Raw genomic sequence first — 25383 nt, forward strand, 5'->3', positions numbered from 1 at the left:
AGCTCCGAAGCTTACAGGGATTCGATGATGATTTTTTCCCCCTCCAGGCGTACCTTGGCGGGTTTGCCCGCCACATCGGCCGGCAGGGGGGAATCGATCGCACGGTAGATGCCGGCAATGGAGAGCAGCTGCGGCTCCATGCAGGTGCTGAAGATGCGGGCTTCGGTGTTGCCCCGGGCTCCGGCCACGGCACGGCCGCGCAGCGGGGCATAGACATGGACGTTTCCGTCGGCAATCACTTCCGCACCATAGCTGACCATGCCCAGCACCACCACATCGGTGTTGCGGGCGTAGACCTGCTGGCCGGAGCGCAGCGGGCGGTCGATGATCAGGGCATCGGACAGGGGCGCCGGGATCTCGCGCACCACTTCCACCTCACGGATCACTTCCCGGATTTCCACCGGGGCGGAGCGCGCAGGCAGCGCGTCCGGTGCGGCCATCAGACCGGCGGCATGGGCGGCAGCCATCTGGTCGGCCGAGCCGCCGCGCACCGCCACGGGCTGGGTGTGGTGGCTGGAGAGTACCCGGCGCAGCTCGGCAAAGTCCACCGGGTCCACCGCCTCGCGGATGTGCGAGAGGTCGATCAGCACCGGATCGTTGTCGAAGAAGTCGGGGTCGGCGGCCAGGCGTTCTGCCAGATCGTGGGCCAGCACATGGATGTCTGTGTCCTTGAGCACCACGGCCACCACCGGCAACTGGGCACTTTTCAGGTCAAAACTGGTGCGGGCAGTGCCCTGCGATTCAACGGCCATGGAATGCGATAGGTGCGTAGGTGAAAGGAAACGCCATCTCGAAGCTGGAAAGTGTACCCCGCTGTGCGGAATGTCGGCCACGCGCCTGCCGCGGGCGCGCAACACCGTGTAACCCTGTGCGGGCGCCCCACTCGGCAGACTTGTCGGGGCGCCGCACAGGCGGCGTTCCCGCCGTTCAGCCGACCGGCGTCTGGCGCGCCAGGTACTGGGCCGCAAAGGCTTCGTACCAGGGCAGGCAACCGGCATTGGCCATGGTGTCGGGGTTGACCACCTTGGCCAGCGGCTGGCCCAGCAGCAGCTTCTTGATCGGCAGCTCCTGCTTCTTGCCGGTCAGCGTGCGGGGGATCTCGGCCACCTGCACGATCTCGTCCGGCACAAAGCGCGGCGACAGTGCGGTGCGGATGGCGGCGTTCAGCCGCTCGCGCAGCGCGGCGTCCAGCGTCAGCCCCTCGCGCAGCACCACGAACATCGGCATCCAGCTTTCCTTGCCCAGGTACTCCAGGTCCACCACCATGCTGTCCAGCACCTCGGGCAGGGCCTCGATGGCGCTGTAGAGCTCGCTGGTCCCCATGCGCAGGCCATGGCGGTTGATGGTGGCGTCGCTGCGGCCGTAGATGGTGCAGCCTCCCTGCGCGCCGATGCGCAGCCAGTCGCCGTGGCGCCACACCCCCCCTGCCGCAGCCGGCAGGTCGCCGCCGCCGGGCTGGCGGCCGTGGCCGGGGGCATAGCTGTCGAAATAGCTGGACAGGTAGCGGCTGCCGTCCCGGTCGCCCCAGAAGTACAGCGGCATCGAGGGCATGGGCTGGGTGCAGACCAGCTCGCCCACAGCGTCGACCACCGGATGGCCCTGCTCGTCCCATGCCTCCACGGCCGCGCCCAGCTGGCGGCACTGCATCTCGCCGGCCAGCAACGGCAGCTCGCGGTTGCCGCCGATGAAGGCACCGCAGAAATCGGTGCCGCCCGAGATGTTGTTCCACCAGATGCCGGGCGTGCCCAGCCGCGCAAACTGGTCCGTTCCCCATTGCTGTACATCGGGGGACAGAGGGGAGCCGGTGCTGCCCAGGCTGCGCACGCGCCACAGATCGCCGCAGTCCGCCAGATCCAGCCCGGCCTTCATGCAGCCGGTGTAGAACGCCGCGCCGGCCCCGAAATTGCTCACCCCGTGGCGCGCGGCAAAGCGCCACAGCACGCCCCAGTCGGGCTGGGCCTTGCTGCCGCTGGGGCTGCCGTCATAGATCACGCAGGTGGTCCCGCCCAGCAGGCCGCCCGCCTGGGAGTTCCACATCACCCAGCCGGTGGAGCTGTACCAGTGGAAGCGCTCTCCCCAGCTGTTGGCGTCATAGCTGGGGCCCACATCGTTGTGCAGGGCCTTGAGGCACAGCGCCACCAGCACCATGCCGCCATGGCCGTGGACGATGGGTTTGGGCAGGCCGGTGGTGCCGCTGGAATAGACGATCCACAACGGGTGGTCGAACGGCAGCCATTCGGGCGCGAAGGCGGCCGTGGCGGCATCATCGCGGGCCAGCACCTGGGCCAGATCGGCGCTGTCGGGCACCGCCTCGGCCGCATGCGGGCTGCGCAGCACCACCACATGGGCCAGCGTGGGCAGCTGGGCGCGCAGCTCCTGCAGCACGGCACTGCGGTCCAGCGGCTTGCCGGCGTAGTACACACCGTCCACGGCAATCAGCGCCTTGGGTTCGATCTGCTGGAAACGGTCCAGCACGGCGGCCGTGCCCATGTCGGGCGCGCACACGCTCCAGATGGCACCCAGGCTGGCCACGGCCAGCAGGGCCACGATGGCCTCGGGGACATTGGGCAGGTAGGCCGCCACACGGTCGCCCTTGCCCACGCCCTGGGCCCACAGGTGCAGGGCCAGCGCGGCCACCTGGCGCTGCAGATCGGGCCAGCCCAGCTCGCTGACCTGGCCTTGTTCGTTGTCGGCGATCACGGCCGGCATGCCGGCGGCGTGCGCGGGCTGCACATGGCGCAGCACCTGGCGCGCGTAGTTCACCTGGGCGCCGGGAAACCACTGCGCACCGGGCATGACATTGCGCGCCAGCACGGCCGTGTGGGGCGTGGGCGACTCGACGTGGAAGTAATCCCAGATACTCTGCCAGAAGGCATCAAGCTCGGTGGTGGACCAGCGCCACAGCGCATCGTAGCTGTCAAAGCGCAGACCGTGCTGCTGCGCCAGCCACTCCTGGTAGAGGCGGATCTGGGGAATATGGGGGGGATGGGACGCAGAGGGGGAGGTAGAGAGCGGCATCCCGCCAGCGTAGGCGCAGCCCCCAATTGTCGCCATGCTAGGTGCACCAATTGACAAAGTCGGTCCGCCCGCATTGCATGTTCTTGTCATACTTGAGGCAGTGCAAGCCTGTGCCCGCTGTCTGCGCGCACAATCCCTGCACCCAGCGCCTTCGTCCGTGCGACGGCCTGCCTGTGTTGATTTCTCAGTTGTTTACGCCAATGTCCATGCATACCGATGCCCTCATCGTGGGCGCGGGGCCCGCCGGGCTCTCGCTTGCCATCTCTCTGGCCCAGGCCGGGCTCCAGGTGACGGTGCTGGAGCAGCAGCCGGCCCTGGCCCTGCAGCAGCCCAAGCCCGACGGGCGCGAAATTGCCCTGACCCACCCCAGCGTGCAGACCCTGCAGCGCCTGGGCAGCTGGGAGCTGCTGCAGCCGCATGAGCAAGGCCAGATCCGCGAAGCCCAGATCCACGACGGCCCGGTCGGTCAGCGCCCCATGCTGGCCATCAGCGCCGATGGCAGCGGGGTGGACCAGCTGGGCCGCATCGTGCCCAACCACGCCCTGCGCCGTACGGCCTGGGAAGTGGCCAGCACCACCCCGGGCGTGGAAATCATCACCGAGGCGCAGGTGACCGCCGTGTCCGTGCACCCCGGCCATGCCGAAGTGCGCTACACCCGCACCGACCAGGGCGTGCGCTGCGAAGCCCCGGCCCTGACCGCCCCGCTGGTGGTGGCCGCCGACAGCCGCTTTTCCGGCATGCGCCGCCTGCTGGGCGTGGGCGCGCAGATGACGGACTTCGGCCGCAGCGTCATCGTCTGCCGCATGCGCCACACGCTGCCGCACGAGGACATTGCCCACGAATGCTTTGGCTACGAGCGCACGCTGGCCATCCTGCCGCTGCAGCCCGATCCCGACACCGGCGAGCTGCTGTGCTCCGCCGTGATCACCACCGATTCGGCCGATGCCCAGCGCCTGCTGCAGCTCTCGCCCGAAGATTTTTCCGCCCATGTGCAGCACGACTTCCAGGACCGCCTGGGCCCCATGGAGCTGGTGGGCGAACGCCACAGCTACCCGCTGGTGGCCACCTATGCCCACCGTTTCAGCGGCGCACGCTGGGCGCTGCTGGGTGATGCCGCCGTGGGCATGCACCCGGTGACGGCCCATGGCTTCAACCTGGGTCTGGCTGGCGTGGAACGCCTGACCGCCGCCGTGGCGGCAGCACGCCAGGCCGGCAAGGACTGGGGCGATGCCGCCGTGCTGGACGCCTATGCCCAGGGCCAGCACCGCCATGCCTTCCCGATCTTTGCGGGCACCAACAGCATCGTGAAGCTCTATACCGACGCCCGTCCCCTGCCGCGCGTGCTGCGCCAGGTGGTGCTGACCGGTGCCCGCCATCTGCCGCCGCTCAAGGCCGCCATCGCCGCCCAGCTCACCGGCCGCAGCCCCTGGCAGCTGATCCGCGCCACCCTGCCGCAGCCGCCCTGGGCGGGACGCCGCTAGCGAAGTACCGCGCCCAGCGGCCGCCACGCAACCGCGGCCCGCCTGCGACAGCGCCCCCTGCCCATGGCAGCACGGATTCACTCCGTGCACCCTGGCTCCACAGATGGCTGAATCTGTGGAGCCTTTTTTATGGAAGCGCATGCAGCTATCACTATTGCAGCAGCGCGCTCCAGCACGGATGGCGCGACGCTGCTGCCGCGGCCGGCCAAGCCCATGGGGCCCGGTCATGCGCCAGCAAACCGTCATCCGTGGCACGGCGATTGCCTCTAACATCGCGCCAGTTTTTTACGGAGTACACCACCATGGGAATGTTTTCCTGGACTGAAAAGTCCCCCGCCGTCCTGCAGGGCGGCGGCGTCATCGGGCCTGATGAGCGCCTGCCCTGGGCCCAGACCGGCCTGATGGGCATCCAGCACGTGATCGCCATGTTCGGCTCCACCGTGCTGGCCCCCATCCTGATGGGCTTTGACCCCAACCTCGCCGTGCTGATGAGCGGCATCGGCACCCTGATCTTCTTTCTGATCACTGGCGGCAAAGTGCCCAGCTACCTGGGCTCGTCCTTTGCGTTCATCGGCGTGGTGATCGCCGCCACGGCCTACGCCGGCAAGGGTGCCAACGCCAACATCGGCGTCGCCCTGGGCGGCATCATTGCCTGCGGCGCGGTCTACACCCTGGTGGGCCTGCTGGTGCAGGCCATCGGCACAAGCTGGATCGAGCGCTTCATGCCCCCGGTGGTGACCGGTGCAGTGGTGGCCATCATCGGCCTGAATCTGGCGGCAATCCCCGTCAAGAACATGGCCGCCAACAACTTCGAGGCCTGGATGCAGGCGCTGACCTTTGTGTCCGTGGCCCTGGTGGCCGTATTCACCAAGGGCATGCTGCAACGCCTGCTGATCCTGATCGGCCTGATTGTGGCCAGCATCCTGTACGGGGTGTTCACCAATGTGCTGGGCTGGGGCAAGCCCATCGACCTGAGCGGCGTGGTCAATGCCGCCTGGTTCGGCCTGCCTACCTTCCACGCCCCGGTATTCAATGCCAATGCCATGCTGCTGATCGTGCCCGTGGTCATCATCCTGGTGGCCGAGAACCTGGGCCACATCAAGGCCGTCACGGCCATGACCGGCAAGAACCTGGACCAGTACATGGGCCGGGCCTTCATCGGCGACGGCGTGGCCACCATGGTCTCCGGCGCCGCCGGCGGCACGGGCGTGACCACCTATGCCGAAAACATCGGCGTGATGGCGGCCACCCGCATCTACTCCACGGCGGTGTTCTTCGTCGCGGCCTTGCTGGCCGTGCTGCTGGGCTTCAGCCCCAAGTTCGGCGCGCTGATCCAGGCCATTCCGCTGCCGGTGATGGGCGGCGTGTCCATCGTCGTGTTCGGCCTGATTGCCGTGGCCGGCGCCAAGATCTGGGTGGACAACAAGGTGGACTTCTCGGACACCAAGAACCTGATCGTGGCCGCCATCACCCTGATTCTTGGCACCGGTGAATTCACGCTGAAGTTCGGCGAATTCGCGCTCGGCGGCATCGGTACCGCCACCTTCGGCGCCATCATCCTGTACGCGCTGCTGAACACCAAACGCAGCAACTGACCGCGCGGCTCAGTCGCGGTGCACCACCCCTCAAGCGCCCCCAAGCCCCGCAGGCTCTGCCTGCGGGGCTTTTTTCATGCCTACCCCGGGCGGCCCCGAGCCCGCCGATGTGCCACCAATTTATTGCAGTGCAGCATCAAATAATAATTTGATGCAAGCAATCACTTCCAACAAATCCATTTTCAGCCATGGACCTACCTTGCCCGGCAGGGTATTCAGTGCAAACCCTTAAACAAGGGATAACGCTGATACCATTTCTCACGGAGATCTATAAGGGCCGCCCATGAAGGCGGCTTGTTTTTGCAAAGTTGGAGAAACCCCGATGACCCTGGCAGACCGCGTCCGCTACCCAGAATTCCAAACGCGCTTCATGTCGGCAGAGGCCGCAGCGGCCCTGATCCCCCACGGCGTGAACGTCGGCATGAGCGGCTTCACCGGTGCAGGCTACCCCAAGGCCCTGCCGCAGGCGATAGCCGCCCGTGCCAAGGCCGAACATGCCGCCGGCAATCCTTACAAGATCAATGTGTGGACCGGCGCCTCCACCGCCGCGGAATGCGACGGCGTGATGGCCGAAGCCGAGGCCCTGGGCCAGCGCCTGCCCTTCAATACCGACCCGACGGCCCGCAAGGCCATCAATGCCGGTGACATCGACTTCATCGACATGCACCTGTCCCATGTGGCGCAGCACGCATGGTTCGGCTTTCTGGGCCATATGCACGTCGCCGTGGTGGAAGTGCTGGGCGTCACCCCCGACGGCCTGCTGATCCCCTCCACCGCCGTGGGCAACAACAAGACCTGGCTGGAGATCGCCGACAAGGTGATCCTGGAGGTCAACACCAAGCCGCCCGCCAAGATGGAAGGCATGCACGACATCTACTACGGCACGGCCATTCCGCCGCGCCGCGTGCCGATCAACATGACGCATGCGGACGACCGCATCGGCCAGCCCTATCTGCGGGTGGACCCGAGCAAGGTGATTGCCGTGGTGGAGACCCACAAGGGCGACCGCGACAACGTGTTTGCCGTGCCGGACGAGAACTCCAACAAGATCGCCAGCTACATCATCGATTTCCTCTCGCACGAGATGAAGATGGGCCGCCTGCCCAAGGAAATGCTGCCCATCCAGTCCGGCGTGGGCAATGTGGCCAATGCCGTGCTGGCCGGCCTGCTGCACGGCCCGTTCGAGAACCTGCTGGGCTTCACCGAAGTGCTGCAGGACGGCATGCTGGACCTGCTGCGCGCCGGCAAGATGAGCAAGGCCTCGGCCACCTCCATCTCGCTGGGCGCCGCCGCCTGCAAGGACTTCGAGGACAACATCGACTTCTACCGCGAGCGCATCATCCTGCGCCCGCAGGAGATCTCGAACCACCCCGAGCTGGTGCGCCGCCTGGGCATCATTGCCATGAACTCGATGATCGAGGCCGACATCTACGGCAACATCAACTCCACCCACGTGATGGGCACGGGCATGATGAACGGCATCGGCGGTTCCGGCGACTTTGCGCGCAACGGTTATCTGTCGTTCTTTGTCACGCCGTCCGTGGCCAAGGACGGCAAGATCAGCTGCATCGTGCCCATGTGCTCGCACGTCGACCACACCGAACACGACACCCAGATCATCGTCACCGAACAGGGTCTGGCCGACCTGCGCGGCCTGTCGCCCAAGCAGCGCGCCAAGGTCATCATCGACCAGTGCGCCCACCCCGACTACCGCCCCATGCTGCACGACTATTTCGACCGGGCCCGCCAGCAAGGTGCACAGCACACGCCCCATCTGCTGACCGAGGCCCTGAGCTGGCACCAGCGCTTCGTCGACACCGGTGACATGCGCACCTGAGCCCCGTTGTGCCTCCCGCGCCACCGCCTGCAGCCGCACTGCAGGCGGCAGGACCACCCCGCCCGGCATGCCGGGCTTTTTTGTGCCCGCCCCGCGCGGTGCGGAACCTTACCAAACCGTCATGTGAAGTTCATGCCGCACGCGCCGGCCCGCTCCTAGCATCCACGACCTGTGCCTACCTGGGTGCGGGACGCCCCTCGACCTGCACCGTTTTGCGAAAGACTGTGCATGCTCGATCTGATTCCGTCCCTTCCCCTTTCCACGCTGTCAGCCCGGCTGCAGCGCCACCGCTCAGCGGCCTTGCTGGCCGGCGCACTGTGTGCCTTCCCGGCCTGGAGCGAAACCCCGCCCGCCGTGCAGGTGGCCCCGGCCGCGTTGCACGCCGTCCAGGTCGCCACGGTGCAGGCGCCACAGGCAGGTCAGCTGTTCTGGGCCCCCGCCCACCTGGAATACCTGCCGGGCCAGCTCGACAGCGTCGTGGCCCCGGTGCAGGCACGGGTGACCGCCATCCATGTGCAGCCCGGCCAGACCGTCAAGGCCGGCGCCCCGCTGGCGACCCTGGTGAGCGCCGATGCCCTGCGGATGCGCCACGAAGTCCGGGCCGCGCAGCTGGCCTCCGAGACCGCCAAAACCGAACTCCAGCGCCAGCAGAACCTGGTGGAGCGCGGCGTGGGAACCGACATGGAGCTGCGCTCCGCCCAGGCCCGCAGCAAGGAAGCTGCCCAGGAGCTGGAACGTGCCAGAGGCACCGCCGCCCTGCTGGGCCAGGATGGTGGTGACCGCATCGTGTTGCGCGCGCCGCATGGCGGCGTCGTGGCCCAGCACCAGGCGACCATGGGCGCACTGGCCGAAGCCGGCGCCGTGCTGTTCGCCATCGGCAATCCCCAGTCGCTGGGCATTGTGGCGGACGTGTTCGAGGCCGAACTCGCCGGCCTGAAAGCCGGCAGTGCCGCCCAGGTCGAGCTGCAGACCCAGGCCATCGCCGTGCCCGCCAAGGTGCTACAGGTCGGCGCCGTGGTGAACGCTGAATCCCGTCGCGCACCGGTCCAGCTGGCCTTTGCGGACAAGACCGTGCCGGCCGGCCTGCGGGCCGGCATGCAGGCCCGCGTCGGCATTGCCATGGAACGCGGCGACCAGATGATGGTTCCCCTGGCTGCCGTGCTGATCAAGGGCGAGAACCGCACCGTGGTGTTTGTGCAGACCGGCGAACACGCGTTCGCGGCGCGGGACATCCAGCTGGGCCAGCCCGTGCGCGGCTGGGTGCCCGTGATCTCCGGCCTCAAGCCCGGCGAGCGCATCGTGGTGCGTGGCGCCCTGCTGCTGGATGGCGCTGCCAGCCAGATGCTGTAAAGGATTCAGGACTACAGCATGCTGCGTGCGTTTATTGACTTCGTCGTCCACCGACGGCTGGTGGCCCTGTGCGCCACCCTCGCGATTGCCATCTACGGCATCTACGCCTACCTGCAGACCGCCATCGAGGCCTACCCCGATGTGACCAATGTGCAGGTGGGCATCATTGCGCAAGCCCCCGGCCTGGCTCCGGAAGAGGTGGAGCGCCAGATCACCCAGCCGCTGGAGCGTGAGCTCAACGGCACCCCCGGGCTGATCTCCCTGCGCTCGGAAAGCTACTTCGGCCTGTCCATGGTGAACCTGGTGTTCAACGATGACGCCAACAGCTTCAAGGCCCGCGCCGAAGTGGCGCAGCGCCTGCCCCAGGCCGACCTGCCCCCGGGCGTCACGCCCGAGATGGCGCCCGACTACACCCCGCTGGGCAAGATCTACTACTACCGCCTGCGCAGCGACCGCCATACGCTGGACCAGCTGCGCTCGGAGCAGGAATGGAACATCGTGCGCGTGCTCAAGCAGGTGCAGGGTGTGGCCGACGTGGTGAGCGTGGGCGGCTTCGTCAAGGAATACCACGTCGAGGTGAACCCCGACAAGCTGTACCGCCTGGGTCTGTCGCTGGGCGATGTGACCGAGGCCCTGGAGAAGTCCAACCGCAACGTGGGCGGCGGCCTGCTGCGCCGGGGCGAACAGTCGTTCATCATCCGCGGCATCGGCCTGCTGAAGTCTCCGCAGGAGATCAAGGACGTGGTGGTGCAGCTGCGCGGCGGCGCGCCCGTCACCATCGGCGATGTGGCCCAGGTCATCCAGTCGCACACCCCCCGCCAGGGCTCGGTGGGCATGGACGACGAGGACGATGTGGTGCAGGGCATCGTGCTGCTCAAGCGCGGCGAGAACCCTTCTGTGGTGCTGGAAGGCATCCATGAAAAGGTGGAGCAGCTCAATGGCGGCCTGCTGCCCGAAGGCATGCACATGGAGGTCACCTACGACCGCTCCGACCTCGTGGGCCACACCCTGGCCACGGTGCAGCACAACCTGCTGTTCGGCGCCTGCCTGATCATTGCCATCCTGTGGCTGGTGCTGCGCAGCATCCGCGGCTCGCTGATCGTGGCGGCCGTGATTCCGCTGTCGCTGCTGGTGGCCTTCATCGGCCTGCACTGGCTGGGCATGCCGGCCAACCTGATCTCCATGGGCGCCATCGACTTCGGCATCATGGTGGACGGCGCCGTGGTGCTGGCGGAGAACATCATCCGCAACGCCCGCCTGCGCAAGCCCTCCACCCAGCGCGAGATGCGCGCCATCATCATCGATTCCGCCATCGCCGTGGCCAAGCCCACGCTGTTTGCCATGGCCATCGTGATTGCCGCGCTGATCCCGGTGTTCTCGCTGGAAAGCATCGAAGGCCGCATCTTCCGTCCGCTGGCCATGACCTACAGCTTCGCGCTGCTGGGCGCCCTGCTGTTCGCCATGGGACTGGTGCCCGCCCTGTGCGCGCTGTTCCTCAAGCCCAAGCATGTGATGGCGCCCGAGCCGGCGGTGTTCGAGCGCATGGACCATGGCTTCCACCGCTGGATTGCCGCGACGCTGCACAACCCACGCCGCCGCACAACGGTGGCGGCAGTGGCCCTGGCCATCCTGGCGATTGCAGGTCTGTCCGCCACCAAGCTGGGCACCGAATTCCTGCCTGCCCTGGACGAAGGCGATGCCTATGTGCTGGTACAGATGCCCGCCTCCATCTCGCTGGATAAAGGCCAGGAAGTGCTGGCCGATGTGCGCCAGATCATCCGCCAGTTCCCCGAGGTGATTTCGGTCAGCACGGAACAGGGCCGACCGGAGTCGGGCACCGACAACGAGACCTTGAACATGGCCAAGGTGCTGGTCCGCCTCAAGCCGCTGAAGGAGTGGCGTGCCGGGCTGGACAAGTCCGCACTGATCGAGGAAATGCGCGCGCAGCTGGGCACCATCCCGGGGGTGGCGTTCAACTTCTCGCAGCCCATCCGTGACAGCGTGGAGGAGTCCACCTCCGGCGCCCGCGGACAGGTCGTGCTGAAGGTCTTCGGACCCGAGATTCCGCAGCTGCGCGCCATCCTGCAAAAGACCATGGAAGAGGTGCGCCACATCGAGGGCGTGGTCGACCTGGACCTGTACCGCGATGCCCCCGCACCGCAGCTGCACGTGGAGTTCAACCGCGACGCACTGGCACGCCAGGGCATCCCTATGGACACCGCGCAGAAGACGCTGGAGCTGGCCCTGGCCGGCGACATTGCCACCACGCTGTGGGAAGGCGAACGCGGCATACCGGTGCGCGTGCGCCTGCCCTATGCGAACCGCATGGATGAATCCAGCATCCGCGACATCGCCATCCCCACGGCCTCCGGAGGCTCCGTGCCGCTGCATGCCGTGGGCACGGTGTCGGTGAAGATCGGCAACGCCTCCATCTTCCGCGAGAACAACCTGCGCTACATGGCGCTGAAGTTCAACGTCGAAGGCCGCGACATCGGCTCGGTCGTCAAGGAAACGCTGGCCACCTTCAAGGACAAGGTGCAGGTGCCCGATGGCTACCAGGCCGTCTGGGGCGGCGAGTGGGAGAACCAGCAGCGCGCTGCCAAGCGCCTGCAGGTGGTGGTGCCGCTGTCGCTGCTGATCGTGTTCGCCCTGCTGTTCGGCGCGCTGGGACAGGCACGCAGCTCCTTTGTGATCCTGCTGTGCACGCCCTTCACCATGGTGGGCGGCATTGCCGCACTGCACTTCACCGGTATCGAGCTGTCCATCAGTGCGGCCATCGGCTTCATCGCCCTGCTGGGCCAGGTCGCGCTGGCGGGCCTGCTGGTGATCTCCTCGGTGGAGTCACTGCGCCGCCAGGGCACGCCGCTGCTGGAAGCGGTCGTGGAAGGCACGGTCGAGCGCCTGCGCTCGGTGCTGCTGGTCGCCATGCTGGCCTTGCTGGGCCTGTTGCCCATGGCTTTGTCCACTGGCGTGGGCAGTGAGACCCAGCGCCCCTTTGCCTCGGTGATCGTGGGCGGCATGTTGGTGCTGCCGATGGTTGCACTGGTGCTGCTGCCCGTGCTGTACGTATGGCTGGGCCCCAAGACCCTGAAGAAACCGGATGAGTTGGATGAAGACCATTAAAACCATTGCCGTGGCCGCTGCCCTGGTGGCAGCAGGTGCCTGCCTGGCCGCAGAAGCGGTGCCCGGCACGGGCACCCGCGTTGCGGGAACGCCTACCACCACCGCCACTGCCGACTCCCTGCCCCAGTCCCTGGGTCTGGTGGAGTTCCTGTCCCTGGTGCGCAGCCACCATCCGGCGCTGCGCGCCATGCCGCTGCGCCAGGGCATGGACCGTGCCGATGTGCGCACCGCCGGCACCTGGGCCAACCCCAGCATCCACTATTCCCACAAGCCCGATGAGAAGGAATGGGGCATCGAGCAGCCGGTGCCGGTCTTCGGCCAGGTGTCTATGCGCACCCAGGCCGCCCAACTGGCCGCAGCCACGGCACAGGCCGAGCGCTCCGTCGAAGAGCAGGACATCCTCAACCAGGCCGCCCAGCGCTTTGCGGAGCTGCTGGTGGCCCAGGAAAAGCTGAGCGCCAAGCAGCAAGCCATGGAACACCTGAACCAGGCGGTCAAGGTGGTCCAGGGCCAGGTGGAACTGGGGGCCCGCAGCCAGTACGACGGTGCGCGCGTCGAGCTGCAGCGCGCCCAGCTCGACGCCCAGCTGGAACAGCAGCAGGCCGAGACACAGTCCGCACAGGCCGCCCTGGCGGAGCTGCTGGCCCAGCCCCATTGGCACCCCCGAGCCATCGGCAGCCTGCTGCCGGCCAAGCCGGTGCCCGTTGCTGCCGACACATCGTTCGACCGCCTGTGGGAGCAGGCTGAGCCCCGGCTGCCACAGCTGCAGGCGGTCCATGCCAAGGTGCTGCAGGCCGAACAACTGATCAGCCAGCAGGCCCGCGAAGCCCTGCCCACCCCCAGCATCGGCGTGGCACGGGTGCGCAACCGCCCCGACGGCAGCAGCTACAACCAGGTCGGCATCTCGATGGAGCTGCCGCTGTTCGATCGCAAGCAGGGGGCGGTGGAACGTGCCCGGCTGGAGTACGAGCAGGCCCAGCTGGAAGAGCAGTCGGCACAGCAACTGGCACGCCAGCGCCTGCAACAGGCCCTGGCGCAACACAATCTGCTGCGCAAGACCCTGCAGTCGTTTGAGCGCCGCGGCCTGACCCAGCTGGACCCGCTGCGGCGCATGGCCCTGGATGCCTACCGCCTGGGGCAAAGCAGCATCCTGGAATGGCTGGACGCCATGGAATCGGTGGCAGAGCACCAGCAGCAGTACCTGGATCTGACGCTGCGCGTCTGGCAGGCCGAGTGGGAACTGCAGACGGCGCAAGGCCGCCAGCCGCTGCCGCCGCAGTGAAACGGCCTGCGGCGCCAACATGCCCCTATAGACAGGGGTGAACCACCCCTGTCTATAGTAGGCGGACTGCCGACTCCACCACTGCCATGCCCCGTTTCCTGATCATTGAAGACGACACCCAGAACGCCCGCTTTCTGGCCGAAGGCATGCGCGAGCTGCAGGCCGAGGTGTGTGTGTGCCACGATGGCATGGAAGGGCTGACCCAGGCGGTCACCGGCCACTGGGACGCCATCGTGCTGGACCGCATGCTGCCCGACGGTTTCGACGGCCTGAAAATCCTGCAGGCGCTGCGCGGCATGGGAAATACCACGCCGGTGCTGGTGCTCAGCGCCCTGTCCACCACGGACGAACGCGTGCGCTGCCTGAAGGCCGGCTGTGACGACTACCTGACCAAGCCCTTCGCCTTTTCCGAACTGCACGCCCGCCTGGAAGCCCTGCTGCGCCGCGTGCACACGCCGGCCCCCATCCCCATGCTGGAAGTGGCGGACCTGCGGCTCAATCTGCTCAGCCGCTATGCCGAACGCGGCGGCACCACCTTGCAGCTGCAGCCCCGGGAATTCCGGCTGCTGGCCTTTTTGGCCCGCCATGTGGACCAGACCGTCACCCGCACCATGCTGCTGGAGTCGGTCTGGGACTACCGCTTCGATCCGCAGACCAATGTGATCGACGTGCACATCAGCCGCCTGCGCAACAAGGTAGACAAGGGCTTCAACCCGCCCCTGATCCACACCGTGCGCGGCGTCGGCTACTGCCTGTCCACCACCGCACCCACCGCATGACCGCGCCGTCTTCCATCGGGCGCCCGTGGAGCTCCATCGCCTTTCGCCTGGCGCTGTACTACGGCGGTCTGCTGCTGCTGACCATGGTGGTGGTGCTGGCCATCTTCTACGTGCAGATGGTGGGGGTGCTCAGCAACCGCATGGACCAGCAGGCCAAGCAGGACCTCAAGCGCCTGGAAACCCTGTCCCGCCACTACGGCGAGGCCTCGCTGGAGCTGGAGATCCGCAACCTGCTCAACGACGGGGTCGACAGCCAGACCGAGATCGTGATCCTGACCGATGCCAACGGCGCGGTGCTGCTGGGCAATGCCAGCATCCAGCCCGAGCGCAGCCTGACGACCGCAGGCCTGCGCGAGCTGCGGCTGCAGCGCCATGGCCGCACCATCACGGGACGCGTGGCGGTGGCGCTGCTGCCCAGTGGCAACATGCTGGTCGTGGGTTCCGACATGGAGGCGCTGCGCGATATCGAACAGCGTTTCATGCGCGCCAGCCTGTCTGCGGTGGTGATCGTGGTGATCCTGGCCCTGTCCGGCAGCGTGGGTTTCCGGCGCCTGGTGGATGCGCGCGCCACCAGCATACGGCGCACCCTGCAGCAGGTGGCCAATGGCGAACTGGGAGCCCGCATTCCCCTGGCCGAGCGGGACGATGAATTCACCCGCCTGGCACACGACATCAACCGGATGCTGGACCAGGTCGAGCAGCTGATGGATGGCGTGCGCCATGTCTCCAACACCATCGCCCACAACCTGCGCACGCCGCTGACCCGGGTGCTGCTGCAGCTGCGCAGCGCCCGCTACCTGGAAGGCCCGGAACAGCGGCGCCAGCTCGAGCGCGTCGAGCAGGAGCTGCAGGACCTGGGCACGGTGTTCGAGAAGCTGCTGCAGATTGCCGAGCTGGAATCCGGTATGCGCCGCCAGGAATTCACCGCCGTGGATCTGTACACCCTGCTGGCCGAAGTGGACGATCTGTACGCCCCCGTGGCCGAGGATGCGCAATGCACCATGACGGTACAGCTGCACGATCAGCCCCGGGCACTGGGCGATGGCGATCTGCTGGCCAGCGCCTTGGCCAATCTGGTCGAAAACGCGCTGAAATATGCCTGCCAGCAGCCCGGCGGCCAGATCACCATCACCGCACAGCAGCATGACGCCGTGGTGGAACTGCGCATCCAGGACAACGGCCCGGGCGTCCCGCCGGAGCGGCTGCACCAGCTGACCCAGCGCTTTTTCCGCGCCCACGAACGCCAGCCCGGCCATGGCCTGGGTCTGTCCAGCGTGCAGGCCATCGTGGCCCTGCACGATGGACAGCTGGGCTTCGCCAACCTCCACCCGGGCTTTGAGGTGCGCCTGACGCTACCGGCCGCGCCAGCGGCATGAGCCCCTGCGCGACAAGGCCGCGTTGTCACGCAGTAGGCAGCGCCGCCACGCCACGCCGCGGCATGATGCCGGTCTAGCTACAAGGAGACAGCGCACCATGGCGATCTGGAAGAAGCAAGCCAGCCTGGAAGAAATGAACGCCCGCAACGCCGGTTGTGCAGTGGGCCATCTGGGCATCGAAATCACCGAAAAAGGCGACGACTACCTGGTGGGGCGAGTGCCCGTGGATGCGCGCACCAAGCAGCCCTTCGGCCTGCTGCACGGCGGGGTCAGCGTGGTGCTGGCCGAAACCCTGGGCTCGGTCGGGGCCTTCAATGCCTGCCCGGAAGGCCATATGGCCGTGGGGCTGGACATCAACGCCAACCACCTGCGCCCGGCCACCAGCGGCTGGGTCACGGGCACGGCCAGGCCGGTGCACATCGGCCGCACCACCCAGGTCTGGCAGATCGACATGGTCAACGAGGCCGGCGAGCTGACCTGCGTATCGCGCATCACCATGGCCATCCTGCCGCCGCGGGACTGAAGCAGGTCCTGCTGCGCCCAAAGCGCCAAAAGGAATGGCTCCGCGTGCGGAGCCATTTTTTCGTTTCCTTCAGCACTTCTGCCTGTTTTTCAGGCAGCCTCGTAGGCCTGCCGCGCCAGGGCCTGGGCCAGGATCCACGCGGGATCGACCAGGCTGGCGCCCTGAGCCTCGGGGGCCTGCGGCAGGGCCAGCGGAATCTCCGTGCAGCCCATGATCACCGGCACATCGCCATGCTGCTGGCGCATGCGTTCCAGCACGTGGCCGAAGCGCTGTGCGGCCAGCGCCAGATCGCCCTGTTTCACACCGTCGTAGATGCCTTGCATGAGCTGCTCGATGCCTGTGGCATCCGGCACCAGCGGTTCGATGCCGCAAGACCGCAAGGCCTCGTCATACAGGCCGGTGCGGTAGGTGCCCGCCGTGGCCAGCACCACGGCCCGGGTCGTTCCCTGGCGCTGCAGATGGGCCGCAGTTTCCTGCGCAATGTGCAGGATGGCCAGCTGCGGAAACAGCCCCTGCAACTGGCTGTGCCAGACATGGGCCGTATTGCAGGCCACGGCCACGCTGCGCACGCCGAGGGCGGCCAGGCGCCCTATGCCTTGCAGCATGTGCGGTGCCGGATCCTGGGGGCCTGGCGGCGTGCCGTTCAGGGCCTGGGTGCGGTCCGGAATCGGCATCTGCACCAGCCAGTGCTCAGGAAATGCCTGGTCACGCACCGGCTGGCCATGGTCGTGCAGATAGGCCGTGCACGCCTGCACGAACAGGCGCACAAAATCGGCCCCGGCGGCTGGCCCCATGCCGCCCAGAATACCCACCGCGCGCGGCGGAGCCATCACACCGGGCACCATGGTCAGAATGCAGGCTTGTCGCTCTGTTCGACCAGGTTCTTCTTCAGCGCGTCGCCCATGGCCAGGCCCAGGGCCGTGCTGGTGGGCGGGATGGGCTGCAGGAACCACTTGTCATACAGCTTGGTGAAGTCGCCGGACTTCATCATGCCGCCGATCACGCCATCGACCAGCTTCTTGAAGGCGGGGTCGTCCTTGCGCACCATGCAGGCATAGGGCTCGACCTGCAGCGAATCGCCGACCACTTCAAAGTCCTTGGCGTTCTTGGCGTTGGCGATCAGGCCGTACAGCAGGATGTCGTCCATCGCGAAAGCGGCAGCGCGGCCGCTTTCCACCAGCAGGAAGGCGTCGGCATGGTCCTTGGGCATCACGATGTTGGCGCCCCAGTTGTTCTCGGCATTGGCCTTGCGCACCACCTGCAGATTGGTCGTGCCCGAGGTGATGGCCACGGTCTTGCCCTTCAGGTCCGCATAGTTCTTGATGCCGGAATCCTTCTTCACCACCAGACGCGTGCCGGTGTAGAAGTGGTTGATGGCGAAGTCCACGTCCTTGCCGCGCGTGGTGTTGTTGGTGGTCGAGCCGCACTCCACATCGATCGTGCCGTTCATCAGCAGGGGGATGCGGTTCTGCGAGGTCACGGCCTGCCAGTTCACCTTCAGGTCGGGCTTGCCCACGGCCTTCTTCACGGCGTCGGCAATCGCGTTGGAGATGTCCACCGTGATGCCCACGGGCTTGCCGCCATTGAGGTAGCTGAAGGGCACCGAAGACTCACGGTAGGCCAGCGTGATCTGACCGTTTTCCTTGGCCTTGGACAGGGTGTCGGCGTGGGCGGTTGCCAGGCTGGCCAGACCCAGAGCGGCGCAAAGCAAAGTGGTACGAAATTGCATGTGATTCCCTCGTTGGCTGCAAATGTGCAGGCCAGTGTAGGAACTGTCCTGCCGTTTGAGGGATGCCAATTGCACGCCCATCCATGCCTTGTATTTATAGGATCAAAGGGTTTTCACCAAGACCGTGCAGCCATGCATCGAGTGGGTGCGCAGGGCACTTTTTTGGCGCAGCGCGGGGGCCTCAAAATCGCAAAACTCCATAACACTAGGGCATACCCTGTGTGCAAAACGCCATGCGACGCAGCACCCCGGCAGACCTACAGTTCTCCCCACCATGGAGAAGCCCCAAATGCATGTGTGTGTCATCGGTGCCGGCGTCGTCGGTCTCGCAACAGCCTATGCCCTGCAACAGGCAGGGCACCGTGTCACCGTGGTCGATCGTGCCGAGCGCCCGGCCATGGGGGCCAGCGGCGGCAATGGCGCACAGCTGAGCTATGCCTATGTGCAGCCGCTGGCCGATCCCGGCATCTGGAAACAGCTGCCCAAGCTGCTGCTGGAGCCGGACTCTCCGCTCAAATTCCGCCTGCAGGCCGATGCCCGGCAATGGTCCTGGGGCCTGCAGTTTCTGGGCGCCTGCAACGCCCGGACCTCGGCCGACAGCACCCGGTCCCTGCTGACCTTGGCCGCCGAAAGCCGCCTGGCCTTCGAAGCCATGCTGGCGCGCGAGGCCCTGGACTGCGACCACCACCAACCGGGCAAGCTGGTGCTCTACCCCACACAGCAGGCGCTGGACAGCGCCGCGCAGCAGGTGGCCCTGCAGGCCACGCTGGCGGGCCCGCTGCAGCAGGTGGTGGATGCGGCCGAAGTGGCCCGCCTGGAGCCTGCGCTGGCCAGCTATGCCCCGCGCATGGCCGGCGCCATCTACACCCCCAGCGAAAGCGCGGCCGACTGCCGCAACCTCTGCGAACAGCTGGCCCAATTGCTGGCACTGCGCGGCGCGGACCTGCATTTCGGCACCCAGGTCCACCGCCATGCGGTGCAGGGCGGCCGCATCACCGCACTGGACACGTCGGACGGCCGCATCACGGCCGACCAGTTTGTGCTGGCCAGCGGCTGGGAAAGTGCCGCGCAGGCACGCCAGCTGGGCGTGCACGTTCCGGTGTATCCGCTCAAGGGCTACAGCATCACCATCGATGCCGCGGCGGCACCGCACACCGGCCCCACGGTCAGCGTGACCGACACCACGCGCAAAGTGGTGTTCGCCCGCATCGGCGAGCGCGTGCGCGTGGCAGGCATGGTGGAGATCGTGGGCCACGACACCACACTGGATGCCGGCAAGATTGCCAGCCTGCAGCAGTCCACCCGCGACGTGTTTCCGCAGCTGGTACAGACCGGCGATGTGCAGCCCTGGACCGGCATGCGCCCGGCCACCCCCACGGGCCTGCCGATCACCGGCCGCGCCCAGGGCGGCCCGGCCAATCTGTGGCTGCAGACCGGCCATGGCGCGCTGGGGCTGACGCTGGCCTTTGGCTCGGCCCAGCGCCTGGTGCAGCAGCTGGCCCAGGCCTGAGGCTCTGCAGGCGCCTTTTCCAGCGCACCTTCCGCCCGCCTAGTCGCCCAGCAACTCGCGCAGTGCCTTGCGCATTTCCTGGGTCATGGCGCGCGCCAGCACCGAGCCCGGGCGCTGCGCCAGGTGCAGCGCGTTGATGCCCACGGTGATGCGCGGCAGCAGCGGCACCACATGCACCTTGTGGCGGTCGGCGGCCGAGGCGGTGCAGCCATCCACAATCGCGGCACCCAGGCCGTATTCGGCCATGGACAGAGCCGCATGGTAGGTCTGCACCGTCACCACCGGCGACAGGCCCACGCCATGCTCGCGGCAGGCCTGGTTGATGCGCATGCCCAGCGGATCCTTGCCATCCAGCGCCACCACCGGCAGATCCGCCAGATCGGCCAGATCCATGCCTTCGGCACGCACCTTGCGCGGGGGCAGCAGGCCTTTGGGCAGGATGCAGTGCATGTCCACCTCGGCCAGGGTCTCGTGCTCCAGCGCCGGCTGGCCCACCGAGCTGATGACAAAGCCCACATCGGCCTCCTGCAGCAGCAGGGCCGACACCACCTGGGGCGTGTGCAAGGCCTGCACATTCACCTGCACCTGCGGGTATTTCTGGCGGAATCCGGCCACGGCGCGCGGCAGCACTTCGCGGCTGAGCGCAAACACCGTCAGCACCTGCAGCCGGTCGGCTGCCTGGCCATGGCGCAGATTGGCCGCCAGGCGCTGCACCTCGTCCAGCTGTTCAAACAGTTTCTCGATGTGCGGAAACAGCGCCAGGGCCTCGTTCGTGGGCGTGAGCCGCCCGCGTGCCCGCTGGAACAGCGCAAAGCCCAGCTGCAGCTCGGCATGCTGCAGCGTGCGGCTGACGGCCGGCTGCGTCACATTGATCAGCCGCGCTGCCGCGCTGACACTGCCGGTCTGCATGACCGCATTGAATACCTCGATATGCCGCAAACGCATGCTGCTGGATCTCCTGGGTCGGCCTCATCACTCTTCAAATGCCATGGCGGCTGTGCGGCAGATGCCCGGTCATTGCGGTGCAGCCTGTTTCCACCTTGGCGCTGTCATGCCCTGCGCCGCCCTCCGCTGAGGCTGAGGGCGGATTACATGCAACGCTCCACCGGTCCTCACTCCCCGGCGGACAGGCGCGCCAGGCGTTCGCTCTTCCAGTACACATCGTCGCCGCCATCCATGCGATTGAGCACACGGGCCAGTACGAACAGCAGGTCCGACAGGCGATTGAGGTACTGGCGCGGCGCGGGGCGCATGGGTTCCACTTCCTGCAACGCCACCACCTGGCGCTCGGCGCGGCGCGCCACGGTGCGGCATACATGGGCCTGGGCGGCGGCGCGCGTGCCAGCAGGCAGGATGAACTCCACCAGGCGCGGCAACTGGGCGTTGTACTGCGCCAGCGCATTGTCCAGCTGCAGCAGCCCGTCGTCCTTGAGCAGTTCGTAGCCGGGCATGGACAGCTCGCCGCCCAGGTTGAACAGCTGGTGCTGCACATCGCCCAGCAGTTCGCGCACGTCCTGCGGCAGCGGCTCGCACAGCAGCAGGCCGATGTGGGAATTGAGCTCGTCCACATCGCCCATGGCGTGCGGACGCAGGCTGTTCTTGGACACGCGGGTGTTGTCGCCCAGGCCGGTGCTGCCGTCGTCCCCGGTCCGGGTGGCGATCTGTGTCAAACGGTTGCCCATGGCCTGCTCCTTGGTGAATGGCGGGAAAAACAAAGTCAGCACGCATTGTGCGTTACACATTTGCACCCCCATGTGTACGCGGGAAACAAGGGGAAAAATTACTGGCTTCCGGCCTGCCAGTGCTGTGCAATGTGCTCCTTGTTTTGATAACAGGAGTTGGCACGCATGCAACCCACCCGTTCCCTGTCCCGTATCCGTGTGCTGCACGGTTTCGATGCCCGCAGCCTGGTGCTGTTTGCCGGTCTGACCATGGGCGGCACCCAGGCCATCCTGGCGCAAAGCATCACCCCCCCGCCCGCGCAGCATGCGGCCCCGTCCCAACCGGTGCAACACGCCCAGGCCGCGCCGGCGACACCGCGGGCCGCACCCACCGCCGACCAGGCCTTCGACCGCGCCGACGCCAATGGCGACGGCAAGCTCACCCTGCGCGAAGCCGAGCGCTTTCCCGCCGTGGCCGAACGCTTTCAGCAATTCGATGTGGACCGCAACGGCTCGCTGTCCCGCGAAGAGTTCGCCAACGGCCTGAAGCAGCACTGAGCGCCGGTCCGCGCAGGCAGCGCCAGCGCGCTGTCGCTGGCGCTCCGGCCTTCCGCCAGCGGGCATGGCGCCCCCCGTTCAACACGCGGTCTGGCGGTGCCAGAGTGGCAGACAGGGCCGCACCCGGGTGGTATTCTTTTGGCCCCTCTTGGAGTCTCTTATGAACGCCCCCACCGCCGCCATCCACCTGCAACCTCGTGCCATCCCGCAAGCCTTTCTGGATGCACTGGCCGCACGTTTCGGCAGCCGCTGCTCCACCGCCCAGGCGGTGCGCGAACAGCATGGCCGTGATGAGGGCTCCATCCAGGCGCCGCCCCCTGCCGCCGTGGTCTATGCCGAAAGCACGCAGGACGTGGCCGATGCCGTGCAGCTGGCTGACCAGTACGAGGTACCGGTGATCGCCTATGGCGCCGGGTCCTCGCTGGAAGGCCATCTGCTGGCGGTGCAGGGCGGCATCAGCATCGACGTGAGCCGCATGAACCAGGTGCTGCGCGTCAATGCCGAAGACATGACCGTCACGGTGCAGCCCGGCATCCTGCGCAAGCAGCTGAACGACGCCATCAAGGACCAGGGCCTGTTCTTCCCCATCGACCCCGGTGCCGACGCCTCCATTGGCGGCATGACATCGACCCGCGCCAGCGGCACCAATGCCGTGCGCTACGGCACCATGCGCGAAAACGTGCTGGCCCTGGAAGTGGTGACCGCGCAGGGCCAGATCATCCGCACCGGCAACCGTGCCAAGAAAAGCGCCGCCGGCTACGACCTGACCCGTCTGATGGTGGGCAGCGAAGGCACGCTGGGCATCTTCACCGAGATCACGCTGCGCCTGTTCCCGCTGCCCGAAGCGGTGAGCGCCGCCGTGTGCTCCTTCCCCACGATTGCCGACGCCGTGCACACCGTGATCCAGACCATCCAGATGGGCGTGCCGATTGCCCGCGTGGAGCTGGTGGACGCTGCCACCGTGGCCATGGTCAACAAGCACAGCAACCTCACGCTGCGCGAGGAACCGATGCTGCTGATGGAGTTCCACGGCTCGCCCAACGGCGTCAAGGAGCAGGCCGAAATGGTGCAGGACATTGCAGCCGAATTCGACGCCAAGGGCTTTGAATGGGCCGACACGCCCGAGGAGCGCACGCGCCTGTTCACCGCCCGCCATAACGCCTACTTTGCCGGCATCCAGAGCCGCCCGGGCTGCCGCTCCATCACCACCGACACCTGTGTGCCCATCAGCCGCCTGGCCGACTGCCTGCTGGAGTCCATCGACGAAGTCAACGCCAGCGGCCTTCCCTACTTCCTGGTGGGCCACGTGGGGGATGGCAACTTCCACTTCGGCTACCTGATCGACCCCGACAACGCCGACGAGCGCCACCGTGCCGAAGCGCTGAACCACGCCCTGGTGCGCCGTGCGATTGCCATGGAAGGCACCTGCACCGGCGAGCACGGCATCGGCATCCACAAGCAGGACTTTCTGCGCGAGGAATGCGGCGACGGTGCCATCGCCATGATGGCTGCCATCAAGCAGGCGCTGGACCCTAAGAACATCCTGAACCCGGGCAAGATCTTCACGCTGTAAGTCCGGCGCTGCGCCCGCTCACCAGGGCCTGCCCTGCACCCGTGTGCATGGCAGGCTCTTTTTGCATCCAGCCCTCACCCCGCAGGGGAAGACCGTGCGGCCGCCGGCCTCAGTTGCGGTAGCCCGGCGATTCGCGGTCCAGCTTGCGCAGCAGCGACGGCCAGACAAACGCCCCACCCATGCCCCCGGTCTGCACCCTGGAGGCCTGGGACACGCCCTGCACGATGGCCGGGTTCACCTGCGTCAGCTCCGTGCCGCCGGCCAGGGCATCGACCTGGATCTTGCACGCCGCCTCGAAGGTGTACATCGACAGAAAGGCATCGGCAATGCTGCGCCCGCAGGTCAGCAGGCCGTGGTTGCGCAGCATCAGAAAGTTGGCGCGGCCCATGTCGGCCTGCAGGCGCGGCTTCTCGTCGTCGCGGAAGGCCACGCCCTCGTAGTCGTGGTAGGCCAGCGAGGCCAGCACGAACGTGCTTTGCTGGCTGATGGGCAGCACGCCGTGCTGCTGCGCACTCACCGCCACGCCGGCGCGCGTGTGGGTGTGCAGCACGCACTGCACGTCGTCGCGCGCGGCATGCACGGCGCTGTGGATCACAAAGCCGGCCGGGTTCACCGGGTACGGTGAATCCATCAGCTTGTTGCACTGCATGTCCACCTTCACCAGCGAGGAGGCGGTGATCTCGTCGAACATCAGCCCGTAGGGGTTGATCAGAAAGTGGTGCTCAGGCCCCGGCAGGCGCGCGCTGATGTGGGTGAAGACCAGATCGCTCCAGCCATACAGCGCCACCAGCCGGTAGCAGGCAGCCAGATCGACGCGCAGCTGCCACTCTGCGGGGCTGACCAGATGCTGCACGCTGGGGATGTCCGGGGATGCGGGAATAGGTTGGCTCATGGGGTGTCTCCTGATGGTCATGCGCACCACTCTAGGCAGCGCTCCCGGCGCTGTCTGTGCCGCAGCGGACACATGCGGGCATGTCCCGATCCGCCGGCGCCGCTCACGCCACTTGCACCGCTCACACCGCTTCGGCCAGCGCGCGCTCGTGCAGGTACTCGGTCAGGGTCTGGATAGCGCGGGTCTGAAAGCGCGTGGGCATGTACAGCAGGTATTTGTGCGTGGCCAGGAAGTCCAGGCTGCCGGCGGGCAGCGCCAGCGCCTGCAGCGCCCCTTGCGCAAGGGATTCGCGCACCATGTAGTCCGGCACCAGGCCCACGCCCAGGCCTTGCAGCAGGGCTTCGCGCAGAAAGTAGAAGTTGGGCGAGACCAGGCGCATGGACAGGGCGGCATCGCCCTGGCCCAGGGTCTGCAAGCCGGCCATGCGCAGCTTCTGCTCCGTCAGGCCCGAGGCGATCAGGGGCAGGCGCAGCAGCGCCTGCAGGGTCTGCGGCTGGCCCCACTGCGCCATGCAGGCCGGCGTGGCGCAGGCCACGTACTGCACCGGCCCCAGGTGGCGTGCCACCAGGTGCTCGGGCGGGTCGTTCATCACCCGCACGGCACAGTCCACGCGGCCGTCCATCAGGTCTTCGATGGCGTTGTCGAAGATCACCTCCAGTGCAATGCCGGGGTAGCTGCGCATGAAGTCGGTCAGCCAGCCGGCCATGGTCAGCTGGCCATAGCCGCTGGGCACGCTCAGCCGCACCCGGCCCTGCAGCGCCTGGCCCAGTGCGGCCACCGATTCATCGGCCGACAGCAGCTCGTGGCGGATGCTGCGGCCATGCTCATACAGACGCCGGCCCAGTTCGGTGGGTTCGATCTGGCGGGTGGTGCGGCGCAGCAGCTGCTGCCCCAGATCGCGCTCGAACTGGCTCAGCCGGTGGCTCACATTGGCACGGCTCATGCCCAGGCGGGCGGCTGCGCGGCTCAGGTTGCCGGCATCGATGATTTCCACCAGCAGGCCCAGGGCGTTCACGTCCATTGTCAACTTTCAATCAACATATATTTCAATTATCAGCACAATTGTCAAAATAATTAAACATATCGAAAATCAGCG

Annotated in this window: 20 protein-coding genes; 12 read left to right on the top strand and 8 right to left on the bottom strand. The window is 66.9% G+C overall.

What is annotated here, in order from left to right:
- Nucleotides 1–11: 11 nt before the first annotated feature.
- Together minC and B3349_RS19160 are read right to left on the bottom strand one after the other, a co-directional pair.
- The gene (gene minC / locus B3349_RS19155; RefSeq protein ID WP_066538578.1) at nucleotides 12–752 is read right to left on the bottom strand and encodes a septum site-determining protein MinC; all 741 of its coding nucleotides are present in this window, start codon (nucleotides 750–752) and stop codon (nucleotides 12–14) included.
- A gap of 175 nt (nucleotides 753–927) precedes the next feature.
- Nucleotides 928–3018, bottom strand: a complete 2091-nt coding sequence (locus tag B3349_RS19160; protein WP_291591141.1) for an acetoacetate--CoA ligase — start codon at nucleotides 3016–3018, stop codon at nucleotides 928–930.
- A 200-nt stretch (nucleotides 3019–3218) separates the two neighbouring features.
- On the opposite strand from B3349_RS19160, the gene ubiM reads away from it, so the two are divergent.
- The 9 genes from ubiM (at nucleotide 3219) to B3349_RS19205 (ending at nucleotide 16364) form a co-directional block, all read left to right on the top strand.
- The gene (gene ubiM / locus B3349_RS19165; RefSeq protein WP_414646943.1) at nucleotides 3219–4499 is read left to right on the top strand and encodes a 5-demethoxyubiquinol-8 5-hydroxylase UbiM; all 1281 of its coding nucleotides are present in this window, start codon (nucleotides 3219–3221) and stop codon (nucleotides 4497–4499) included.
- 302 nt (nucleotides 4500–4801) lie between these two features.
- Nucleotides 4802–6094: a solute carrier family 23 protein gene (locus B3349_RS19170; protein WP_066538573.1), complete on the top strand. Its 1293-nt coding sequence runs from the start codon at nucleotides 4802–4804 to the stop codon at nucleotides 6092–6094.
- 322 nt (nucleotides 6095–6416) lie between these two features.
- Nucleotides 6417–7931, top strand: coding sequence for a succinyl-CoA:acetate CoA-transferase ScpC (scpC, locus tag B3349_RS19175; protein ID WP_291591145.1), 1515 nt, complete (start codon nucleotides 6417–6419; stop codon nucleotides 7929–7931).
- 228 nt (nucleotides 7932–8159) lie between these two features.
- Nucleotides 8160–9281, top strand: coding sequence for an efflux RND transporter periplasmic adaptor subunit (locus B3349_RS19180; protein WP_291591147.1), 1122 nt, complete (start codon nucleotides 8160–8162; stop codon nucleotides 9279–9281).
- An 18-nt stretch (nucleotides 9282–9299) separates the two neighbouring features.
- Nucleotides 9300–12404, top strand: a complete 3105-nt coding sequence (locus B3349_RS19185) for an efflux RND transporter permease subunit (protein WP_291591149.1) — start codon at nucleotides 9300–9302, stop codon at nucleotides 12402–12404.
- Nucleotides 12391–13686: a TolC family protein gene (locus tag B3349_RS19190; RefSeq protein WP_291591151.1), complete on the top strand. Its 1296-nt coding sequence runs from the start codon at nucleotides 12391–12393 to the stop codon at nucleotides 13684–13686. The genes B3349_RS19185 and B3349_RS19190 overlap by 14 nt, the downstream gene beginning before the upstream one ends.
- Nucleotides 13687–13772: 86 nt before the next feature.
- Entirely contained in the window at nucleotides 13773–14465 is a 693-nt protein-coding gene (locus tag B3349_RS19195) for a response regulator transcription factor (RefSeq protein ID WP_192334593.1), read from the top strand.
- Nucleotides 14462–15841 carry a sensor histidine kinase gene (locus B3349_RS19200; protein ID WP_291591152.1) on the top strand — a complete coding sequence of 460 codons (1380 nt, stop codon included), beginning with the start codon at nucleotides 14462–14464 and terminating at the stop codon, nucleotides 15839–15841. Before B3349_RS19195 ends, B3349_RS19200 begins: the two co-directional genes overlap by 4 nt.
- 97 nt (nucleotides 15842–15938) lie before the next feature.
- Nucleotides 15939–16364 carry a hotdog fold thioesterase gene (locus tag B3349_RS19205; protein WP_066538554.1) on the top strand — a complete coding sequence of 142 codons (426 nt, stop codon included), beginning with the start codon at nucleotides 15939–15941 and terminating at the stop codon, nucleotides 16362–16364.
- An 89-nt stretch (nucleotides 16365–16453) separates the two neighbouring features.
- On the opposite strand, the gene B3349_RS19210 is transcribed toward B3349_RS19205, so the two are convergent.
- Nucleotides 16454–17194, bottom strand: a complete 741-nt coding sequence (locus B3349_RS19210) for an aspartate/glutamate racemase family protein (protein WP_291591154.1) — start codon at nucleotides 17192–17194, stop codon at nucleotides 16454–16456.
- Nucleotides 17195–17211: 17 nt separating this feature from the next.
- Nucleotides 17212–18093 carry an amino acid ABC transporter substrate-binding protein gene (locus tag B3349_RS19215; protein ID WP_291591156.1) on the bottom strand — a complete coding sequence of 294 codons (882 nt, stop codon included), beginning with the start codon at nucleotides 18091–18093 and terminating at the stop codon, nucleotides 17212–17214.
- 145 nt (nucleotides 18094–18238) lie between these two features.
- Here B3349_RS19215 and B3349_RS19220 point away from each other — a divergent pair, with 145 nt between their 5' ends.
- Nucleotides 18239–19603: a D-amino acid dehydrogenase gene (locus B3349_RS19220; protein ID WP_291591157.1), complete on the top strand. Its 1365-nt coding sequence runs from the start codon at nucleotides 18239–18241 to the stop codon at nucleotides 19601–19603.
- A 39-nt stretch (nucleotides 19604–19642) separates the two neighbouring features.
- On the opposite strand, the gene B3349_RS19225 is transcribed toward B3349_RS19220, so the two are convergent.
- Nucleotides 19643–20548 (bottom strand): LysR substrate-binding domain-containing protein, encoded by a 906-nt coding sequence (locus B3349_RS19225; RefSeq protein WP_291591159.1) that lies wholly within the window; start codon nucleotides 20546–20548, stop codon nucleotides 19643–19645.
- Between the two features lie 167 nt (nucleotides 20549–20715).
- Complete coding sequence (locus B3349_RS19230; RefSeq protein ID WP_291591161.1) at nucleotides 20716–21285, bottom strand: cob(I)yrinic acid a,c-diamide adenosyltransferase; 570 nt, start codon at nucleotides 21283–21285, stop codon at nucleotides 20716–20718.
- A gap of 165 nt (nucleotides 21286–21450) precedes the next feature.
- Between B3349_RS19230 and B3349_RS19235 the strand changes: the two genes are divergently transcribed.
- Both B3349_RS19235 and B3349_RS19240 read left to right on the top strand, forming a co-directional pair.
- The gene (locus B3349_RS19235) at nucleotides 21451–21822 is read left to right on the top strand and encodes an EF-hand domain-containing protein (protein ID WP_291591162.1); all 372 of its coding nucleotides are present in this window, start codon (nucleotides 21451–21453) and stop codon (nucleotides 21820–21822) included.
- 160 nt (nucleotides 21823–21982) lie between these two features.
- On the top strand, nucleotides 21983–23395 hold the full coding sequence (locus tag B3349_RS19240) for an FAD-binding oxidoreductase (protein WP_291591165.1): 1413 nt from the start codon (nucleotides 21983–21985) through the stop codon (nucleotides 23393–23395).
- A gap of 109 nt (nucleotides 23396–23504) precedes the next feature.
- On the opposite strand, the gene B3349_RS19245 is transcribed toward B3349_RS19240, so the two are convergent.
- Both B3349_RS19245 and B3349_RS19250 read right to left on the bottom strand, forming a co-directional pair.
- Nucleotides 23505–24287, bottom strand: coding sequence for a class II aldolase/adducin family protein (locus B3349_RS19245; RefSeq protein ID WP_291591167.1), 783 nt, complete (start codon nucleotides 24285–24287; stop codon nucleotides 23505–23507).
- 121 nt (nucleotides 24288–24408) lie between these two features.
- Nucleotides 24409–25308, bottom strand: coding sequence for a LysR family transcriptional regulator (locus tag B3349_RS19250; protein ID WP_291591168.1), 900 nt, complete (start codon nucleotides 25306–25308; stop codon nucleotides 24409–24411).
- Between the last annotated feature and the right edge of the window lie 75 nt (nucleotides 25309–25383).

Origin of the sequence: Comamonas sp. UBA7528 (assembly GCF_002479375.1) — a bacterium.
Lineage (GTDB): Bacteria > Pseudomonadota > Gammaproteobacteria > Burkholderiales > Burkholderiaceae_C > Comamonas.

Excerpts from the sequence above, each read along its gene's own strand:
- B3349_RS19185 (WP_291591149.1), top strand. The coding sequence starts at position 9,300 with ATGCTGCGTGCGTTTATTGACTTCGTCGTCCACCGACGGCTGGTGGCC.
- B3349_RS19190 (WP_291591151.1), top strand. The coding sequence starts at position 12,391 with ATGAAGACCATTAAAACCATTGCCGTGGCCGCTGCCCTGGTGGCAGCA.
- B3349_RS19200 (WP_291591152.1), top strand. The coding sequence starts at position 14,462 with ATGACCGCGCCGTCTTCCATCGGGCGCCCGTGGAGCTCCATCGCCTTT.
- scpC (WP_291591145.1), top strand. The coding sequence starts at position 6,417 with ATGACCCTGGCAGACCGCGTCCGCTACCCAGAATTCCAAACGCGCTTC.
- B3349_RS19235 (WP_291591162.1), top strand. The coding sequence starts at position 21,451 with ATGCAACCCACCCGTTCCCTGTCCCGTATCCGTGTGCTGCACGGTTTC.
- B3349_RS19250 (WP_291591168.1), bottom strand. The coding sequence starts at position 25,308 with ATGGACGTGAACGCCCTGGGCCTGCTGGTGGAAATCATCGATGCCGGC.
- B3349_RS19225 (WP_291591159.1), bottom strand. The coding sequence starts at position 20,548 with ATGCGTTTGCGGCATATCGAGGTATTCAATGCGGTCATGCAGACCGGC.
- B3349_RS19215 (WP_291591156.1), bottom strand. The coding sequence starts at position 18,093 with ATGCAATTTCGTACCACTTTGCTTTGCGCCGCTCTGGGTCTGGCCAGC.
- B3349_RS19195 (WP_192334593.1), top strand. The coding sequence starts at position 13,773 with ATGCCCCGTTTCCTGATCATTGAAGACGACACCCAGAACGCCCGCTTT.
- B3349_RS19210 (WP_291591154.1), bottom strand. The coding sequence starts at position 17,194 with ATGGCTCCGCCGCGCGCGGTGGGTATTCTGGGCGGCATGGGGCCAGCC.
- B3349_RS19245 (WP_291591167.1), bottom strand. The coding sequence starts at position 24,287 with ATGAGCCAACCTATTCCCGCATCCCCGGACATCCCCAGCGTGCAGCAT.
- B3349_RS19240 (WP_291591165.1), top strand. The coding sequence starts at position 21,983 with ATGAACGCCCCCACCGCCGCCATCCACCTGCAACCTCGTGCCATCCCG.
- B3349_RS19160 (WP_291591141.1), bottom strand. The coding sequence starts at position 3,018 with ATGCCGCTCTCTACCTCCCCCTCTGCGTCCCATCCCCCCCATATTCCC.
- B3349_RS19230 (WP_291591161.1), bottom strand. The coding sequence starts at position 21,285 with ATGGGCAACCGTTTGACACAGATCGCCACCCGGACCGGGGACGACGGC.
- minC (WP_066538578.1), bottom strand. The coding sequence starts at position 752 with ATGGCCGTTGAATCGCAGGGCACTGCCCGCACCAGTTTTGACCTGAAA.
- ubiM (WP_414646943.1), top strand. The coding sequence starts at position 3,219 with ATGTCCATGCATACCGATGCCCTCATCGTGGGCGCGGGGCCCGCCGGG.
- B3349_RS19205 (WP_066538554.1), top strand. The coding sequence starts at position 15,939 with ATGGCGATCTGGAAGAAGCAAGCCAGCCTGGAAGAAATGAACGCCCGC.
- B3349_RS19180 (WP_291591147.1), top strand. The coding sequence starts at position 8,160 with ATGCTCGATCTGATTCCGTCCCTTCCCCTTTCCACGCTGTCAGCCCGG.
- B3349_RS19170 (WP_066538573.1), top strand. The coding sequence starts at position 4,802 with ATGGGAATGTTTTCCTGGACTGAAAAGTCCCCCGCCGTCCTGCAGGGC.